We start from the raw sequence: 18,427 nt of genomic DNA, 5'->3' as shown, positions 1-18,427 counted from the left end.
CGGCTTGGTCGATGTGCATGAGGCGATGGAGGCGCGGTCGCCCGCCCTCCATCGCTGCGTTCGGCGATTACGCGCGCCGTTCGGCGCGCCGCCCCCGGGTTGCCGCCATCGCGCCGGTGTGCGAGCTCTCGTCGGCCACAAGCTCGCCGATGACCCGGAGGATTTCGGCCCGCGTGTCGATCCCGGCAAATTCGTCCGCGATCTGCGAGGCTCGCGACTGGAAGCGGGATTGATCGAGCACCGTCCGCACCGCGTCGCGCAGCGCCTTCGGTGTCGGCTCGTTGGTCGCGAGGTTGATGCCGACCCCGGACCATGCGACCCGCGCGTTGACGTCGGCCTTGTCTTCGGTCAGCCCCGCAGTGACCAGCGGGATGCCGAAGCTCATGGCCTGGTTGACGCTGCCATAGCCGCCGTTGGTGACGAGCACGTCGACGTTCGGCAGCAGCCATTCGAACGGCAGATAGCTGGCGATGCGCGCGTTCGACGGGATCTTGCCGGGGATGGCGTCAACCGGGCGGCCGCCTGCCGTCGCGATCACCAGGATGTCTTTCTCGTCCGCGAGGGCCGCCAGCGTCGGGGCAACCAGCAGATTGAAATTGTGATTGGCCACCGTTCCCTGCGTCACCAGAACGATCTTGCGCGATCCGTCGAGCTCTTCGGCCCAGGGGGGCGGCGGGACCTGGTTGGCGATGATCGGTGGGGTGCCGACGAAATGCACTGAGGGCGGAATCTCGCGAGGAAATTCGAAGCTTGGCACCGACAATTGCAGATAGGCATCCCCGAGAGCGACCACAGAATGGAACATCGGCATCGCGATCGGCCCGACCCCGAGAGACTTCAACGCCCGATTCAGGCGCAGTGACACCGGCTGATCGACTGCCGCATCAAATTCCCGCGCCATGGCCGCATAGCGATCGCGCTCCTCGCCGCTCTTTGCCGGCGGCAGACCGAGGAAATTGGGCGCGCCGTCCTCGCGCGCCCAATGCAGAAACGAGGTCCCGCAGAGCGCGATGGGAGGCCGCTGCGAGCGCGGTCCGAGCAGCATCGGCAGTACACCGAACAGCATGTCGTCGGCGACAATGATGTCGGCGGGGAATTGCCGCAAGATTTGCAGCAGCCCCTGGTGCTGAGCCGGAATGGCGTCGACGAAGATGCGCTCGCAAGCAACACGGAACCACTCCAGTCCCGGCGGGATGGTCTTGAGTTCGGGGAACCGCGAGAAGACGTCGTTCGGATCAAAGTCCGCGTCCTCGGGAAGGGGAAAGAATTTGACGCCGCTGGCTTCGACGCGGGCACGAAAGGCGGTGCCCGTCAGGAAAGCGATCTCGTGGCCATCGCCACGCAGGATTTGCGTGATCGCCAGCATCGGATTGAGATGACCCGTCGCCGGTGTCGAAGCGATAAGAATCTTCATGTGAGTTGACCTCTTGATGATCGATGCACGGTCGCCCCAGAGCGTCCGGTCGAGTGAGAGGCAATTGAAGCGATCGCCGTTACGCCAAGACTTCCGGCGGCAGCGAAAATGGTTACGGCGGCAACGCATCGTGGCGCTGCCAAGGCCGGGCAAAAAGGCCGGTGCAAAAACCGGTGACATCGCGCCGGAAGCCGATAACTCGCACAGGATTACAATTGTAACGCGAGCGGCGGGCGATGAAACGGCACGGAAACACCGCGCTGTTAATCCGGCAGACCTCCGCATGGCACACCTTCGCAGATATTGGCGCGTTGGCGTCGGCCGAAATTCATTTTTGACGATCCGGATGTCGCGCGGCATCGGTCGCGCCCAATTCATTGAGGACTGGCATGGAAAATATTGTCGCCCTGATTGCGATGGTTGCGTTCATCGCGTTTCTGGCCTGGCTGGGCGTTCGCGCCTCCCGGACGAAATCTGCTCTGGCGAAGTGGAGCGGCATGGTGCTGACGGCCATGCTGGCCATCTCAGTGTTCGGCGTTGCCGCTTTGACCGCGGTCGGTATCGTCCGGCAACACGCCCGTTCTGCACCGGTCCCGGATGTGAAGATCGAGGCGACACCGGACCAGATTGCCCGAGGCATGGCCGTGGCCGACGGCTTTTGCGCCGCATGTCACTCGCAGACCGGGACGCTGACCGGCGGCGGCGACGTGGCCAAGGATCTCCCGATTCCCATCGGCTCGTTCGTGCCGGCCAATCTCACGCCCGCCGGCGTCTTGAAGAATTGGTCCGATGCCGAGATCTTTCGTGCCATTCGCAATGGGATCGACGCGAGGGGGCGCTGGCTGGCGATCATGTCCTTCACCAATGCCGGCCGGCTCAGTGACGACGACACCAAGGCGGTGATCGCCTACATCCGCAGCCTGCCCGCGAGCGGTACGCAGACCCCGGATCCGCCGGATCGCTTCAGCCTGCTGGGCATCGTGATGCTGGGCGCCGGACTGTTGCCGGATGCGAAGCCCGTCTTCACCGGCGTGATCACCGCGCCGCCGAAGGCGCCGACGGCGCTCTATGGCAAGTACCTGCTGTCCTATCAGGATTGCCGCGAATGCCACGGCAGGGATCTCGGCGGCGGCGTGCCGGGACAATTGCCGCCGCTCGGACCGGACCTCGGTATCGTCAAGAACTGGAGCCTTGCGCAATTCGTCGACACCATGCGCACAGGCGTTGATCCGAACGGGCATCGGCTCGGCGAGCAGATGCCGTGGCGGCCGATCGGGCGGATGGATGACGACGATCTCGCCGCGATCTACCAGTACCTGTTGGCTCTGCCGGGCTCCTGATGATTCCGTGAAGCCCGCAAACGATCGCGCCCTGCGGGGGCGGGCAACAGCCTGCGCAGCACATCGCAGTCGCTGAACGACAGCGCAGGCCGCAGGCTTCCTATCGCCCCAAAGTAGTAAGCGTTGGGATCACAATTATTCACGTATGCGACATCCGGCGGAATTAGCCGCAGAATTACCCTGTTGCGACGTCATCACGGCATCATAGATAGGCTCAGTGTGTGCCGATGGCCTCGGATATCCCGTTCTATTTTGAGCGATTCCAATTCGGATGACATCAATATCATTTCACCACAGCCGGACGTTGACGTTCGCAATTCTTAAGTACAGCTCACTCGGCGGACGGCGAATTTTGAGAGTATGGAATGCTTGCAGATATTGGCCACATCGTCGTCGTCGATGACGATCCGACGTTAAGGCAAATGGTGATCAAATATCTCGAGGAGCACAATATCCCGACAAGGGCGGCCTCCAACAGATCGGAATTGAACCACTATCTCGATGGCAGCCAGCCGAGCCTGATCATCCTCGATCTTCGGCTTGGTCAGGATGACGGTCTGGACCTGTTGAGGGAAATCCGGTCGCATTCCGACGTGCCGGTCATCATCACGACGGGCCATCGTCCCGACGAGATCGATCGTATCGTCGGGCTCGAGCTTGGCGCCGACGACTACATCATCAAGCCGTTCTCCCTGAGGGAGCTGCTGGCGCGCGTCCGCGCGGTGTTGCGGCGGCAGGAGATGGGACGGGCCGCGCGCGCCCGCGATCCCGAGCGCGGGGGCTATCGCTTCAGCGGCTGGAAGCTCGAACGCCGTAGCCGAAAGCTGACCGATCCCGACGAAGCGCCGGTGCCGTTGAGCAAGGGAGAATATGCGCTGCTGCTGGCCTTTCTGGAGGCGCCGCAGCGTCCCCTGACCCGCGAGCATCTGCTGCAGGCGACCCGTATCCATGAGGATATCTTCGATCGCAGCATCGACGTCCAGGTGCTGCGGCTGCGGCGCAAGCTGGAGACCGATCCGAGCGCGCCGCGCGTCATTCAGACCGAGCGCGGCGTCGGCTATGTCTTCGCGGTGCCGGTCGATCCGTTCTAGAAGCAATTGGCGGATTGCAATTGTAGCCAATTTGCCGATGGCGGTGACCTTGGCGTAACAGCGGGCCGTCAGATTGCCTCCCACCAACAGCGTGTGGGAGATTTACGATGGAGAAGTATTCTCACAGTGTGAGCCGCGTTGCCTTGCCGGGTCACATGGAACTCGACAGGGCGAACTGGGTCGCACGATCTGACGGTCGCGGCATGGTCCGTCTCGGTGCGGTTGCCGCGAGGCATCGCGCGCCGGACATTGCTTCGCCTCCGGATGTGCCGCCTGCCGGGCAGGATCAGCCCGTCACCACATTCTGGTGGGCGGTCTTCGCCTCCCTGATGGAGGGCTTTGCCCTCTACGGTGCAGCCTTGCATCCGACCGCAGCCGCGCCGGTTCAGGCGATGCTGGAGGCCACGAGAGATTGCCGATCGCCCTCGGCGGGTCGCGAGCCCGCGGAGAAGAGCGGCAACGATGGAGCCGACAACAATGGGAATGACAATAATGGGAATATCGTCAGGCTCGATCGCGCCGCGCCGCGCGATGCGCGACTGGAGCGCAGCTGGAATCGGCTGGGGTCGCTCGGCGCGACCCTGGGGACTCTGATGGACCTGCCTGCGTACTGGCGTCGGGAACGTGAGATCAGGAAGGCCGTCGCTGCGTTGATGGAGTTCGATGACCGGACCTTGCGGGACCTCGGGATTTCCGGCAGGTCGGACATCGAGCGGGTGGTGAGGTACTGCCGTGATTGCTGACAGCATCGCCCGGAGCATGTGGCGGCCACCTTCGCGAAATCATCCAGCTTCGATCAAAATTCCTTGAGCAGCCGCGACAATTCTCGCTTCACCCCCACATTGCTGGGCGTGCAGCAGTTCGCCAGATTTCTCGGGGCCGGACGAGGTGCCGGCCTTCGACGTTGCGCGATCGTGATTTGCGCACTGGTGCCGTGCTCTCTGAAGGTCTCTCCGGCACCGTCGCAGTCGCCGCCGGCCTTCGTGTCGGTCCGCAAGGATGAGCCCATCACGCCCATTCCGGCACCGCCGGCAATCAATCCGCTGAAGGTCAAGCTCGGCGAACGACTGTTCTCCGATCGCAGGCTGTCGCACGACAATTCACGCAGTTGCGCATCGTGTCACGATATCGCGACGAACGGCGCGAGCCCGAGGCAGCACGATGTCGGCCCCGACGGGGCGGCGATCACGCTCAACACGCTCACCGTCTTCAATGCGGCGCTCAGCTTTCGCTTCGGCTGGGAAGGAAAATTACGCAACATCGAGGCCGATACCAGGGCGTCGCTGGAAAGCCCGCGCACCATGGCGAGCAGCTCGGTCGAGATCGCAGAGAAGCTCAATTCCGATCCCGACATGCGCGAGAGCTTCTTCGCGGCTTACGGCCACCGCCCGGAGCGCGGCGATGTCGTCGACGCGCTCGCGAACTTCCAGCGCACGCTGGTCACGCCGGGCGGCAAGTTCGATCGTTGGCTGGCGGGTGACGCCGCGGCGCTGTCGGAGGACGAGCTGGGCGGCTACCAATTGTTCAAATCGCTGGGCTGCGCGTCCTGCCATCAGGGCGTCAATGTCGGCGGCAATCTGTTCCAGCGCCACGGCATATTCCACCCGCTCGCATCGCCCGAGCCGAAAATTCTGCGCGTGCCGAGCCTGCGCAACGTCGCGACCACGCCGCCGTATTTCCATGACGGCAGCGCGCCGACGCTCGATGACGCGGTTCGCAAGATGGCCTTTGCCCAATTGAACGCCACGTTGACGGAGAAGCAGGTCAAGGCGCTCGTCGCCTTTCTGAACAGTCTGACCGGCACCTATCGCGGCGCGACTGTCGGAGGCTCCCCATGAAATTTGCCCCCGCCGTGATCGGCGTAACCTGCGTGCTCGCCCTGCTGACCTGGCTGTTGTTGAACGGGCTGAACTTCAATTCGGTGCGTTACGACCGTCAGCTCCAGGCGCTTGGCGACTTCACCCGGTTCGAACGCGCGATGACCAGGGAAGTGCTGACCGCGCGCGTCGGCCTGTCGCGCAACTATGACAAGCTGGTGCAGATGACCGATGCCTATGACGACGCCCTGACGCGGCTGCGCGAAACGCCGGGTCTCAATGCCGAAGAGACCAGGGCCATCGATGTGCTGTCGGCACGCGCCCTCCGGCAGGAGGATCTGGTCGAACGGTTCAAGAGCCGCAACGCGTTGCTCCAGAACTCCTTTGCCTATTTCGGTCTGTTCAGCGACAAGTTGGCTGAGTCGGATCAGCGGGCGCTGGTCACGGCCGCCTCCGCATTGGCGGCAGCGATGCTGCGCCTGACGCTCGATACGTCGGACGTCGTGGCGCGTCAGGTCCAGGGTCGATTGGAAGAGCTGGCGCTCGTGCAAACGCCGCCGCAGGACATGGATTCGGTCCGCGCGTTGTTGATGCACGGGGAGATGCTGCATGACCTTCTGCCCGACATCGACACGATCGTGAAGACGCTCGTCGCCGAATCGAACAACCGCGAGCAGGATGCCGTATTGGCATTGATCACCAGGCGTCAGCTCGCCTCGCGGGCGTCGGCGCGCCGGGTACGCCTGTTGCAGTTCATGACGTCGCTGCTGCTGCTCTGCGGCGTGGTCTATTTCGGATTGCTATTGCACCGGCGCGCGGTCACGCTGCGCCGCCGTGCGGCGTTCGAGCACGTCATGGCCGGCATCTCGATGCGGTTCATCGATTCGAGCCGCGAGAGGATCACCGCTGACGTCGAGACCGCGCTGCAACAGCTCGCCGGATGCATCGGTGCGGATCGCGCCTATTTCGTCGGCGCGACCGGGACGACGACAAGCACCTATCGGTGGTCCCGCGACGGGATCGCATTCGAGCCGGGTTGGCCGGATCGCGCGCTGAGCCTCGCGCCACGCTTCGACAGTGGCGAAGGCGGTATCGTCTATATTCCCAAGGTCAAGGCCGCCCATCCCGACGACACGATGAACCTGCTCGAGGACGCCGGCGTCGGTGGCTGGCTGTGCGTGACGGCGGTCAGGGGACATCGCGATGAAATCCTCGGCTTCGATACCGTGCCGGCCGGGGCGCTCGCATACTGGTCCGAAGTCTCGTTGTTTCGCATGGCGTTCGACGCCATCGGCAACGCGATCCGCCGGGTGCGGCTCGAAGGCGAGAAGGAGCGCTTGCAGGCGAGCCTGCAACAGGCACGCCGCATGGAAACCCTCGGCACCTTTGCCAGCGGTATCGCCCACAACTTCAACAATATCGTCGGTGCGATTCTCGGCTATGCCGAGATCGCCGAAGCGCGAATCCGGTCAGGAGGCCGGCCGGCCGGCAGCCTTGCGGAGATCCGCCGTGCCGGCGAGCGGGCGCGCGAACTGGTCGAACAGATTCTCGGCTTCGGCCGCCGCGGCGAGGGCAGGCGGGAGCGTGTCTGCGTCAGGACCCTGATCGACGAAACCAGATCGCTGCTGGCGGCTTCGTTGCCTTCGCACGTCCAGTTCGAGGTGAACGAGTCGGCCGAAGAGGCCACCGTGATGGGCGAGCCCGCCCAGTTGCAGCAGGTGATCCTGAATCTTTGCAACAATGCGGCTCAGGCGATGACGGAGCCGGGTTGCATCGAACTCGGCATCAAGGTGCGCGATCTTCAACAGCCATTGTCGATCGGACGCAGTGAGGTCGGCCCCGGCCGCTTCACCGTGATTTCGGTCACCGATCCGGGGCCGGGAATGGACGAGGCGACGCTGGAACGGATCTTCGAGCCCTTCTTCACGACGCGCCCGGACGGCAACGGCATCGGGCTCGCAACCGTTCGCGAGATCGCGGAGCAATATGGCGGCGCCGTCGCCGTGCAGAGCGAGCCGGATGCGGGCACGCGCTTCGACGTCTGGCTGCCATCCGGCGACCCCGACGAGGCGGTGCCGGTTCAGCACAGCCCCGATCTGGCGTTCCGTGGCGCGGGCGAGACGGTGCTGGTGCTCGACACCGATCGCCGTCGCCTGTTGCGCCATGAGGAAATCCTCGCGGCGCTGGGGTATGAGCCGGTCGGGTTCAACAGGCTGGCGGAGGCGATCACCGCCTGCCGCACCGCGCAAGCACGCTTCGATGCGGCGCTGGTGTGTCACATGCCCGGAGGCTCCTCGATCGAGCTGGCGGCGGCATTGCACGCGGCGGCGCCGGCCTTGCCGATGATTCTGGCGAGCCCATCGACGCGCGAGCTGGCGGTGCCGTCGCTGGAGACGTCAGGGATCACCGAGCTCGTTCATCACCCGCTGATATCGGCGGAGCTCGCCGGCGTCCTGGCGCGGAGCGTCGCCTCGTCGGCCGCGCGACGACGCGTGAGGCGGGCCGCCGTGGCGCGGTAGAGCGTTTTCGAGCGAAGCGGAAGCCGGCTCGCGCGAACGAAGCGCGTCAAAACAGGAATCCAGAGTTGGCGCACGACAATCGGCGATCGCGGTTGCAATGGTAACGCGATGTCACCGCGGGCGAAATGGTCGAGTAGCCGGGACCTCCTATCCATCGTGTGCGCATCGTCGCAACGTCACCGCGATAGGAGAATGATGATGTCAATCAGACTTGGCGTGACCGTCGTCGCAGCTACGTTTCTGTTCGGATCGGTTTCCAGCCTCAGGGCTGCCGGAGGCGCAAGCGCGCCTGTGACCATGTCCTCGCCTGGCAGTGTGGACGCAATGAAGTTCGCGGACCTGTCCCGGCAGGCTCCCATCGGTCACCGGCAGCCGCGACGCAGCGACGTGCCCGGGTCGACGCAAGCCTCGCCCCAAGACGCGGAGCTGCAGCGGCTCGACAAGGAGATCGACCGCCGGCTGATCATCTGCCGTGGCTGCTGATGGCCGGCCGAGGTCATGGATCGCGCGCGCCGCAAGGCGCGCGTTCGCCGTTCCCTATCCCTCGTATTGATCCGGCCCCATCGCCCAGAGCGAATGGTCGTGGCCGAACGCGTAATTGCGGTTGTTGATCGCCGGATTGCGATTGACCATCGGCCGCATGAACATCGGATGGGTTGCGCTGCGGACCTCGTGCTCGACCGTGAAGAGATGCCTGCCGCTGTCGAGATCGACGATGTCGCAGAAGCGGTACTGGTATTGATTGTCCTCACGCGAGATCAGGTCGCGCGCCAGCAGTTTGCGGTAGGGGCCGGAGAAGTCGGTGATGTACATCTGCACATGGTGGCCGTCGTAGTCGCCCTGCGGCCGATCGGTCTCGCGGAATAACAGATGCTGGTCGCGGCCGGTCCTCACGGCGGCGATCTGGCCGTCGCCGTTTCGCAAGCTTGCGGGCATGCCCATGATCTCGGGGTAGAAGGCGCAAATCGCCTTCGTGGTGCCTTCCGGCACGTCGAACTCGACATAGGGAATGCCGAGCGCGATGCGCCCGAAGCGCGCAGCGTCCGGTTCGTAGCAGCGCAGTCGGTTGCCCCACGGACAGGTCGCCTCGACATGATCGTTGTGCTCGGCGAACGCGAACGTCGTGCCCTCGAGCTTCTTCGCGACCGACGCGAGCCGCGCCAGCAGCGCCTCGCGGCCCTCGATGACCAGCCCGACATGGCCGCGCAGCACCTGCGGCCTGCCGCTCGGCAGGTGAAACTGGCTCCGTCCGGCATTGATCCACATGTTGGTGTCGGACACCATCAGGTAGGGATCGCGGGTCAGTCCAAGCCCGGTCACGTAGAACAGCGTGGCGAGGCGCTGGTCGGGGACCTGGATGTTGACGTGCTCGAAATGGATCGCGTTGCCGAGATCTTCTGCGGATCGATCGAATTGTTGCGGCATGGATGTGCTCTGGCTGGGGGACGGACGGGGCAATACTAGAGCAGAATTTCCGCCAGCCGAAACAGTCAGGCGATCACATCTTGGGGGCAGGGGCATGATGTCCTCTGCCGCCTTGCCGTGGCGGCCAGTCCCTGTAATCTGGCGAGAACATATGAATATGGGAAGGGATCGATGGGAGGAGTTTTGGAGGGCGTGCGCGTCCTCGATTTCGGGCGCTATATCGCGGGGCCCTATTGCGCGACCTTGCTGGCCGAATTCGGCGCCGAGGTCATCCGCGTGGAAAAGCGCGACGGCAGCGAGGACCGCTTCGTGGCGCCGGTCGGCGAGGGCGGCGAAGGCGCGCTGTTTCTTCAGGTCAACCGCAACAAGAAGTGCATCACCCTCGATCCGATGAAGCCGGAGGGGCAGGAGGTGATGCGCCGCCTGATCGCGACCGCGGACGTCGTCGTCGCCAATCTGCCGCCGCAGACCCTGCGCGCGATGAAGCTCGACTACGACTCCTTGAAGGCGATCAAGCCCGACATCATCCTGACGACCGCCACCGCGTTCGGCGGGCCGGGGCCATGGTCCGACCGCGTCGGCTTCGACGGTGTCGGCCAAGTCATGTCGGGCTCGGTGTACATGACCGGTGCCGGCGACCCGCCATATCGGGCCGCGGTGAATTGGGTCGATTTCGGCACCGCGCTGCATTGCGCGTTCGGGACCCTCGCAGCCCTGATCGAGCGCGGCAAATCCGGACGCGGCCAGATCGTCGAGGGCGCGCTGCTCGCCACCGCGCTGTCCTTCACCAATGCCACGCTGATCGAGCAGGCGGTCATCAACGTCAACCGTGTTCCGACCGGCAATCTCGGCCAGACCGCAGCGCCGGCCGACATCTATCGCACCAGGGACGGCTGGGTGCTGTGCCAGGTCACGGGGCATCCGCTGTTCAAACGCTGGGCGAAGCTGATGGGTGAGGAGGAGCAGTGGCTGAACGATCCGCGCTTTGCCGACGATATCAGCCGCGGTAACAACGGCCCCGTCATCAGCGCGCGGATGGCGCGCTGGTGCGCCGAGCGCACCACGCAGGAGGCGGTCGATATGCTGGGCAAGGCCATGATTCCGACCGGGCCCGTCCTCAGCCCGCAACAGGCGCTGGACCATCCGCATATTCGCGCCGCTGGCTTCATGTAGGAGGTCGAATATCCCGGCCTGCCGAAACGCGCTCCCGTCGCCCGCGCTGCCGTCCGACTGTCGGAAACGCCCGGCGAGATCGCATCGCGTCCGCCGATGCTCGGCGAGCATACCGACCTCGTCCTGACGGAGCTTGGCTACGACGTGGCTGCGATCGCGACGCTTCGGCAGGGCGGGATCGTCTAGGAAGCGCGCGCGCCTCACGCCAGGAGATTTTCATTGAGGACTCCAGTGGTCGTCAATACCATGGCAAGGTATTGATCGATCAAGCGTTCGACCGACGTGGCGGGGATGGTGGCAGGTTCAAAGAGAGCGCGTGGAGGCAGCGGCCGCGTCAAGCTCGAGGAGGTCGCCCGCAAGGCCAATGTCTCGACCGCGACCGTCTCGCGCGCCTTCAACGAACCCGACAAGGTTTCCGAAGAGGTCAGGCAGCGGGTCAAGGACGCTGCACGCGCGCTGAACTGGATTCCCAATGCTGCCGGACGGGCGCTGGCCTCGCGCCGGACGCATATTGCCGGCGCCATCATTCCCACCCTGGACGATGAAATCTTCGCCCACCAGATCGGCGGCATGCAGACCGTCTTCAGCGAACGCGGCTTCACGCTGTTCCTCGGCTGCTCGAACTACGATCCGGACGAGGGCTTGCGGCAGGCCGAAGCGATGCTTGCGCGCGGCGTGGAAGCAATTGCCGTGGTCGGTGAAAATCATCCCCCCGAGCTTTTTGATGCGCTCAACTCGCGCGGCATTCCCTATGTGGTGACGTACTCCTACAACAAGCTGTCACCGCATCCGTGCATCGGCTTTGACAATCGCGCCGCGTTCAGCCGCATGACGGAGCATCTGCTGTCGCTCGGCCATCGCCGGTTTGCCGCCATCTTCCAGCCCGACACCAACAACGACCGCGTCAAGGACAGGCTTCGCGGCGTCAGCGAAGCGCTCGCGGCCGCGGGTTTGGAAATTGCCGCGCAGGATCTGATGATGGGTCCCTCGACGCTGGAGTTCGGGGCGGCCAGCTTTGCCGGATTGATGACGCAAGCCGTCGACGTTCGGCCGACCGCGATCGTTTGCGGCAACGACAATCTGGCGCTCGGTGCGTTGATGGCTGCGCGGGAATGCGGCCTGGACGCGCCCGGGGATTTTTCGATCACCGGCTTCGATGATCTTGCGATTTCATCGCGCTTTTCTCCGGGGCTTACGACGATGAAGGTCGACAATCAGGAGATCGGCGTCCTCGCGGCCAACGAGCTTCTCGCCGTGATCGCGGGCCGGCAAGCGCAGGCGCAGTCCCGCGAAGTCGTGCCCGTCCTGAAAATCCGCGACAGCGCAGGTCACGCCAGGGGCGCCTGATCCCGCAGAGAGCGGTCGTCTCTTCGATAGCGCGCATATCGTCCCGCCAAGAGGGCTGCTTCCCTCTCAAAGGGCTGCTTGACTCCTCATATGTAAGCGCTTACATAACTGCGTTTTAAACGCCATGAGAGCAACCGGCGGGCCCCTCGCCGGATGAGACGGAGAGGAAACGACAATGCGGAATAGCGTTTTGCGGTGGGCCAGAAACTGTTCGATGGCGGTTTCGCTGGTCTTGCCGATGATGGGAACGGCGAGCCCCGCGGCCGCCGAGGAGAAGCTCGTCGTCTGGTGGAACAAGGGCTACTACAAGGCCGAGGAAGACGCGCTGCTCGCCGTCATCAAGAAGTTCGAGGCCAAGACCGGGGTCAAGGTCGAGCTGTCGCAATATGCGACGCAGGACATGATGCCGAAGCTGGTGGCGGCGCTCGATGCCGGCAGTCCGCCCGACGTGACCTATGCGGACACCTACCATTTCCAGGGCGCCGGCAAGTGGGCCTCCGAGGGCAAGCTGGTCGATCTCGGCTCCGTGCTCGCGCCGATCAAGGGCGAGTTCTCTCCGCAGTCGCTCGAAACGGTCATGCTGTACAACGACAAGACCAAGGCGAAGGCCTATTACGCCTTCCCGCTGAAGCAGGCGACGCTGCATCTGCATTATTGGAAGGACATGCTGGAGGAGGGAGGTCTCAAGGAGACCGACATCCCGAAGGACTGGAAGGGCTATTGGTCGTTCTGGTGTGACAAGGCGCAACCGGCGGTGCGCAAGGCGTCCGGCAAGCGCATCTACGGCGTCGGCCATCCGATGGGTGTCGACGCCACCGACAGCTTCATCTCGTTCCTGGTGTTCATGGACGCCTACAACGTCGTGCTCGTCGACGACAACGGCAAGCTCCTGGTCGACGATCCCAAGGTGAAGGCGGGCCTCGTCGCCGCCATGACGGACTATGTCGAGTTCGCCGCGAAAGGCTGCACGCCGCAATCGGCGACGAGCTGGAAGGATCCCGACAACAACGTCGCCTTCCACAACAAGACGACGATCATGACGCACAATTCGACGGTTTCGCTCCCCGGCAAATGGCTCGACGACGCCGGCAACGAGACGCTCACCGCCGAGCAGCGCGACGAAGCCAAGAAGAACTATAATGACCGCATCCGCACCATGGTCTGGCCCAACAAGCCGGATGGTACGCCGGTCCACACCCGCGCCTCCGTGGTGGTCGGCCTGATCTTCGAGCAGGCCAAGAACAAGGACCGCGCCAAGGAGTTCGTCTCGTTCCTGCTGCGTGACGAGAACCTCCAGCCCTACGTCGAAGGCGCGCTCGGCCGCTGGTTCCCGGTCAAGACGGCCGCACAGAAGTCCGCCTTCTGGGACGGCGACGTTCATCGCCGCGCCGTGCGCGACCAGTTCTTCGCCGGCGTCGGCGGCTACGAGATGAGCAAGAACTACAAGTTCACCACCCTGAACAACGAGAACGTCTGGATGAAGGCCGTGAACGCCATCGTCACCAACAAGGTGCCGGTCGACAAGGCCGTCGACGACATGATCGCGCGCATTAAGGAAGTAGCCGGCAACTGACCGCCAGCCCGAACAGCTACGCTCACGCGTTGCAAGACGCGTGAGCGGCAGGCTCCTGCCTGTCACCGAATTCAACGTCTTGGGAGCCGATTTGTGACCGCAACCATCAAGGGCATCATTCCGGTGATGCTGACGCCGTTCACTGAAGCCGACGCGATCGACTATGCGGGCCTCGAAAACCTCGTCGAATGGTACATCGCCAATGGCGCGGATGCGCTGTTCGCCGTGGCCCAGTCGAGCGAGATGCAGTTTTTGAGCCTGGAGGAGCGCGTCGCGCTGGCGCGCTTCGTCGTGCGGCAGGCGGCGGGCCGGGTGCCCGTCATCGCGTCAGGCCACGTCAGTGAATCCCGCGACGATCAAGTGACCGAGCTGACCTCCATCGCCGCGACCGGCGTGGACGGACTGGTGCTGGTGACGAACCGGTTCGATCCGAAGGGGCAGGGCGGCACGGTCTTCATGGACAATCTGCGCCATCTGCTCGACGCGCTGCCCGCCGATCTTCCGCTCGGCCTCTACGAATGTCCCGCGCCGTTCCGGCGGCTCATGTCCGACGACGAGCTGGCGTTCTGCGCCGAGAGCGGGCGCTTCGCGATCCTCAAGGACGTGTCCTGCGACCTCGAGACCGTGAAGCGTCGCGTGGCGCTGACGAAAAATTCCTCGCTCGCCATCGTCAATGCCAATGCGGCGATCGCCTTCGACGCCATCAGAAGCGGATCCGCCGGCTTCACCGGCGTGTTCACGAACTTCCATCCCGATCTCTACAAATGGCTGTTGACCGACAGCGCGCGGCATCCGGCGCTGGCGGACGATCTCTCCGTCTATCTCGCGCTCGCGGCGATGGCCGAGCCGATGGGATATCCCAAGCTGGCGAAGCTGTACCATCAGAGGCTCGGCACGTTCGCCTGCGCCCACAGCCGGACCATCGATTTCGACATCCGTGAGCGCTTCTGGGCGCTCGATGCACTGCTCGACAAGATCATGCAGGGGCAGGCGAGCTTCCGCGCAAGGATCGCGGCCACGCGCTGATGGCGGCCGTTGCCATCTCGATGATGTGAGGGTAACCGCCGCGCGAGGGCTGTCCCTCGCGCAATTGCGGGTCGACCGTGATTGCGGCCGTGCGCCTAGAGCGAGCTGCCGCCGCAGATGACGAGCTGCTGTCCGGTGATGGCCGCAGCCTCCGGCGAAAGCAGGAACGCCACTGCGTGCGCGACTTCCTCCGGGCGAATGAAGCGGCCGATCGGGGGCAGTTTTGGTGCGACATTGGCGCGGGTCGGGTCTTTCAGCATCGGCGTCTCGGTTGCGGCGGGCGCAACGACGTTGACCGTGACGCCGCGCGGCGCGAGCTCGATGGCCCAGGATCGCGCGAGCGCCACCAGCGCCGCTTTGGTCGCGGCATATTGACCGCGGCCGGCCGCGCCCGAGGCGGTGCGGCTGCCGATGAGGATGATGCGTCCTCCTTTCGGCAAGCGCGGCGCCAGCGCGTTGGCGAGACGCTCGGCGACATCGACATGCAGTCGCCACATCGCGGTGCCGTCGTCATGGTCGAGCGATCCGAGCTCGCCGACCTTGAGCATGCCGGCCGCGTGAACCAGTGCGGTCGGCGCGATGCCTGCGACGGCGTTCGCAATGTTATCGACCTCTCCGAGATCGAGCGAGAGGTGATCGAAGGCCGGATGGTTGAATGGCGCGGGACGGCGGCTGATGCCGGTGACGCGCCAGCCATCGCGCAGCAGCCGTTCGACGATCGCAGCGCCGATCCCTGAGCTGGCGCCCGTGACGAGCGCGTGCGGGCTCTTGTCCATGCTCTCAGTCCCGGATGGCGCGTTTCACCCATGGCTCGGTCACGCGCACATATTTGATCGCGCGGCGATGGAAGGTGAAGGCCATGTGGATCGCTCCGTCGGCGGTCTCCTTGACCGAAGGATAGGACAGTTCGCGATTGGTCTGATCGCGTGAATTGTTGGTCATGCAATAGCCGTCACCGGTCTCGACGTTGCGTTTGCTCCACGTCCGCCCGCCGTCGGCGGAGACGGCCAGCGTCATCGGCGCCCGCGGCGCGCCCCAGAACGCGGTGCGTTCATCCGTTCTTTTGCCGTCGCCGGCGAGCACGGGCGGCAAATCGTCCTCGATCTCGTCATAGAGCGAGAGGCGGCGCCCGGTCGCATCCCTGGCGCTGGAATCGTTGAAGACCAGCGCGAGATGACCGTTGCCAAGTCGCGTGACCTGGATCGAGGAGTTGTTGTTGGGCAGCACGGTCTGGACCGGCGCCGACCAGGTGCGGCCGTGATCGGTGGACCGGCTCTGATAGATGTTGTCTGCCCAGCGGCTGCGGTAAAGGGCGATCAGCGAGCCGTCGTCGAGCCGCGCGATGCACATATGCACGCAGCCGCGGCTGCCGGGGACGTCGATGTCGCGCCAGGTCGCGCCGGAATCGGACGAGATCTTCACCGCGCTGGTGTCCTCGTCGCCGTTCCATTTCCGACCCGGGGTGCTGTGGCAATAGAACACGGGCAGCAGCCAGTCGCCATTGTCGAGCACGACGATCGGCTGCCGGATGAAGGTGCCGCGGCCGCGCTGCTCGGGAAACAGCGTCTCGATCGGGCCCCAGTTCTTGCCGTTGTCGCGGGAGAGGCGGCGGCGGATCAGCGCGGTGTCCTGGTTTCCCGCCAGCTGCGCCGTCCACATCAGCCACAGCGTGCCGTCAGGTGCGGGAAACAGCACCGGGTTCTGCTCCGAACGTCCGTTGTCGTCGGACAGCTTTTCGGCGGGAGACCACTGCGTCGCGCCGCGGGGCAGGCGCGAAAAATAGACCGAGATGTCCGACATGCCCTCCTGCGTGCCGCCGAACCAGACGCAGGCCAGATCGCCGTTCGCGAGCGGCATCAGATTGGCGGCGTGGTTCTGCACGCAAGGCGAGGGAATGAAAGCGTCGGACCGGTCGGGATCGCCGGCGGCCGGGCGAACGACGCCATCGGCGGCGGTCCCGATGTCGGTGGTCACGATCCCGGTATCGATGATCATGTCGAAGTCCTTTCCATCAATGCATTTGGCTGCGGCGTCGTGGCGGCGGCCGGAGCGCGGCCCATCACCAGGCGCTCGACCGCCATCACCACCAGCGGCGTCGCGGCCGCGACATACATGTTGTCGATGCCGAAGGGGTTTCCGAGCATGTACCAGGCCGTCGTCGAGATCGCCGCGCCGATCAGGCCCGCGGTGGCGCCGCGGTTGCTGGCAAACAGCGGCAAATAGAACCCCATCATCGCGATGATAGTGATCGACAGGCGCAGCGCGCGCGTGAAGAACGACAGCTTGAGGATTTCCGGGATGAAGAAGACGAAGACCAGCGGCGCGATGCCGATCGCCACCGAGAACAGGCGGGTCATCTTCAGCTCCCGCTCCGGCGTTGGCTTCCAGTAGGGGACGTAGAAGTCGCGGACCACCAGCGAGGCGATCGCGAGCGCAACCGTGCAGACGCTGACGAAGATCGAGGCGACGAGCGAGGTCGTCACGAAAGCCGAGGCCAGCGGCGGCATCTTCTCCAAAAACACCGGCAGCGCGTAGAGGCTGTTCATGTCGGGATAGAGGAATTTCGCGGAGACGCCGATCAAGGCGAGCAGGAATCCGAGCGGCAGGCAGAACGCCGCCGCATAGAAGGTGGCCCTGCGCGCGTCATCGGCGCTCGGCGTCGATGAGATCGCCTGCACGATGAACTGGGTCGAGAAGATCGCGCCGACGGTGCCAAAGGTCCAGGCGAAGATGGTCGCAAAGCCGATCTTGCCGTCCCAGCTGAAGTAATAGGCGGGCAGCTTGGCCTGGATCGGCGCGATGCCGCCGGTCAGCGACATCGCAACCGAGAATATGATGACGATACCGACGACCTTGATGGCGCTGTGCAGGATCGTCACCCAGGCGACGCCCTTCAGCCCGCCGAACACGTAGTAGAAGGTGCTGACCACGGCGATGATGCACATCGCAACAGGCATGCTGACATGCAGTGCGGTGGCGATTGCGGCCGCGCCGCTCACATAGTTGCCGACGTTCACGAGCAGCAGCGCGTAGATCATGATCACCGACACCGTGAGCATGGTCGACTTGCCGTATTTCTGCGCGATCGCCGCCGAGATGGTGTATTCGCCGGAACTGTAGAGCTTCTTCACCATCAGGAACCCGAACAGCAGGAAGCCGATCGAGGCGCCGAGCACGGCCCACCCCGCCGCTATGCCCGACTGAAACGCTTCCTGCGCCGTGCCGACGGTCGATTTGGCGCCGACGAATTCGGACATCATCAGCACGCCGACGACCACCGCCGGCATCGCGCGTGCGCCCGTCATGAACTGATCGCTGGTCCTGCTGCGCAGCCTGAACGTGAGCCAGGACGTGAAGGCGATGTAGGCGACGATCATCGCGACGATGAGCGTGCTGTCGCCATTGAGGATGGCTTGCATCGATGACGTTTCCTCTGGTGGCGCGGATGCGGTGTTGTGAGCCCGCTTGATCCCGCTGCATATTGTTCGGAATGCGAACAATTGTTCTTTAATTTCATTATTCCTGCCCGCACGTCCCGCGTCAAGCGCGCGCAGCGGTGCGGTGCTGCAACGCGCCCGGTCGGGCAGTCATCGCCGCTGCATGTTCAAAGGGTTGCAGGCCAAAGAAAAAGTGTCGGTGGGACAGTGCGGCGGGACGGTCGGCGCACGGCCGACGTCATGCGCAGGGAATCCGAGGCCCTGC

At 64.3% G+C, this 18,427-nt stretch carries 14 protein-coding genes and 1 pseudogene; 10 read left to right on the top strand and 5 right to left on the bottom strand.

Annotated features, from left to right (window positions below; all coding sequences use genetic code 11):
* Window positions 1-67: 67 nt before the first annotated feature.
* Entirely contained in the window at window positions 68-1,414 is a 1,347-nt protein-coding gene (locus AB7Z56_RS33545; RefSeq protein ID WP_063984899.1) for a nucleotide disphospho-sugar-binding domain-containing protein, read from the bottom strand.
* 389 nt (window positions 1,415-1,803) lie between these two features.
* On the opposite strand from AB7Z56_RS33545, the gene AB7Z56_RS33540 reads away from it, so the two are divergent.
* From AB7Z56_RS33540 to AB7Z56_RS33515, 6 genes are all read left to right on the top strand, one after another.
* Window positions 1,804-2,754, top strand: coding sequence for a c-type cytochrome (locus AB7Z56_RS33540; RefSeq protein WP_063984898.1), 951 nt, complete (start codon window positions 1,804-1,806; stop codon window positions 2,752-2,754).
* Between the two features lie 365 nt (window positions 2,755-3,119).
* Window positions 3,120-3,845 carry a response regulator gene (locus AB7Z56_RS33535; RefSeq protein ID WP_014497160.1) on the top strand — a complete coding sequence of 242 codons (726 nt, stop codon included), beginning with the start codon at window positions 3,120-3,122 and terminating at the stop codon, window positions 3,843-3,845.
* Between the two features lie 107 nt (window positions 3,846-3,952).
* Window positions 3,953-4,588 (top strand): DUF1127 domain-containing protein, encoded by a 636-nt coding sequence (locus AB7Z56_RS33530; protein WP_063984897.1) that lies wholly within the window; start codon window positions 3,953-3,955, stop codon window positions 4,586-4,588.
* 186 nt (window positions 4,589-4,774) lie between these two features.
* Window positions 4,775-5,683, top strand: a complete 909-nt coding sequence (locus AB7Z56_RS33525; RefSeq protein ID WP_231144383.1) for a cytochrome-c peroxidase — start codon at window positions 4,775-4,777, stop codon at window positions 5,681-5,683.
* Window positions 5,680-8,181, top strand: coding sequence for a two-component system VirA-like sensor kinase (locus AB7Z56_RS33520; protein ID WP_441256735.1), 2,502 nt, complete (start codon window positions 5,680-5,682; stop codon window positions 8,179-8,181). The genes AB7Z56_RS33525 and AB7Z56_RS33520 overlap by 4 nt, the downstream gene beginning before the upstream one ends.
* A 198-nt stretch (window positions 8,182-8,379) precedes the next feature.
* The gene (locus tag AB7Z56_RS33515) at window positions 8,380-8,664 is read left to right on the top strand and encodes a hypothetical protein (RefSeq protein WP_187387777.1); all 285 of its coding nucleotides are present in this window, start codon (window positions 8,380-8,382) and stop codon (window positions 8,662-8,664) included.
* Window positions 8,665-8,718: 54 nt separating this feature from the next.
* Here AB7Z56_RS33515 and AB7Z56_RS33510 read toward each other — a convergent pair whose 3' ends face one another.
* Window positions 8,719-9,606, bottom strand: a complete 888-nt coding sequence (locus AB7Z56_RS33510; protein WP_063984894.1) for a VOC family protein — start codon at window positions 9,604-9,606, stop codon at window positions 8,719-8,721.
* Between the two features lie 171 nt (window positions 9,607-9,777).
* Between AB7Z56_RS33510 and AB7Z56_RS33505 the strand changes: the two are divergent.
* The 4 genes and pseudogenes from AB7Z56_RS33505 (at window position 9,778) to AB7Z56_RS33490 (ending at window position 14,725) form a co-directional block, all read left to right on the top strand.
* Window positions 9,778-10,965, top strand: a pseudogene (locus tag AB7Z56_RS33505) (CaiB/BaiF CoA transferase family protein).
* Window positions 10,966-11,070: 105 nt separating this feature from the next.
* A complete protein-coding gene (locus tag AB7Z56_RS33500) occupies window positions 11,071-12,126 on the top strand; it encodes a LacI family DNA-binding transcriptional regulator (RefSeq protein WP_063984892.1) in 1,056 nt (351 codons plus the stop codon).
* 214 nt (window positions 12,127-12,340) lie between these two features.
* Window positions 12,341-13,699, top strand: coding sequence for an ABC transporter substrate-binding protein (locus tag AB7Z56_RS33495; protein ID WP_084795242.1), 1,359 nt, complete (start codon window positions 12,341-12,343; stop codon window positions 13,697-13,699).
* Window positions 13,700-13,792: 93 nt separating this feature from the next.
* Window positions 13,793-14,725 (top strand): dihydrodipicolinate synthase family protein, encoded by a 933-nt coding sequence (locus AB7Z56_RS33490; protein WP_084795241.1) that lies wholly within the window; start codon window positions 13,793-13,795, stop codon window positions 14,723-14,725.
* 95 nt (window positions 14,726-14,820) lie between these two features.
* Here the strand turns inward: AB7Z56_RS33490 and AB7Z56_RS33485 are convergent, their stop codons facing one another.
* From AB7Z56_RS33485 to AB7Z56_RS33475, 3 genes are read right to left on the bottom strand one after another with little or no spacing between them, the layout of a single operon-like run.
* Window positions 14,821-15,501: an SDR family NAD(P)-dependent oxidoreductase gene (locus AB7Z56_RS33485; protein ID WP_231144385.1), complete on the bottom strand. Its 681-nt coding sequence runs from the start codon at window positions 15,499-15,501 to the stop codon at window positions 14,821-14,823.
* A gap of 4 nt (window positions 15,502-15,505) precedes the next feature.
* The gene (locus AB7Z56_RS33480) at window positions 15,506-16,720 is read right to left on the bottom strand and encodes a sialidase family protein (RefSeq protein WP_231144386.1); all 1,215 of its coding nucleotides are present in this window, start codon (window positions 16,718-16,720) and stop codon (window positions 15,506-15,508) included.
* Window positions 16,717-18,144, bottom strand: a complete 1,428-nt coding sequence (locus tag AB7Z56_RS33475; RefSeq protein WP_063984888.1) for a sodium:solute symporter family protein — start codon at window positions 18,142-18,144, stop codon at window positions 16,717-16,719. The genes AB7Z56_RS33480 and AB7Z56_RS33475 overlap by 4 nt, the downstream gene beginning before the upstream one ends.
* Window positions 18,145-18,427: the final 283 nt, after the last annotated feature.

Origin of the sequence: Bradyrhizobium sp. 482_C4_N1_8 (genome assembly GCF_052075965.1) — a bacterium.
Taxonomy (GTDB): domain Bacteria; phylum Pseudomonadota; class Alphaproteobacteria; order Rhizobiales; family Xanthobacteraceae; genus Bradyrhizobium; species Bradyrhizobium barranii.
The sequence above is the reverse complement of the archived record's forward strand: the minus strand, read 5'-3'. Positions and strand labels throughout refer to the sequence as shown.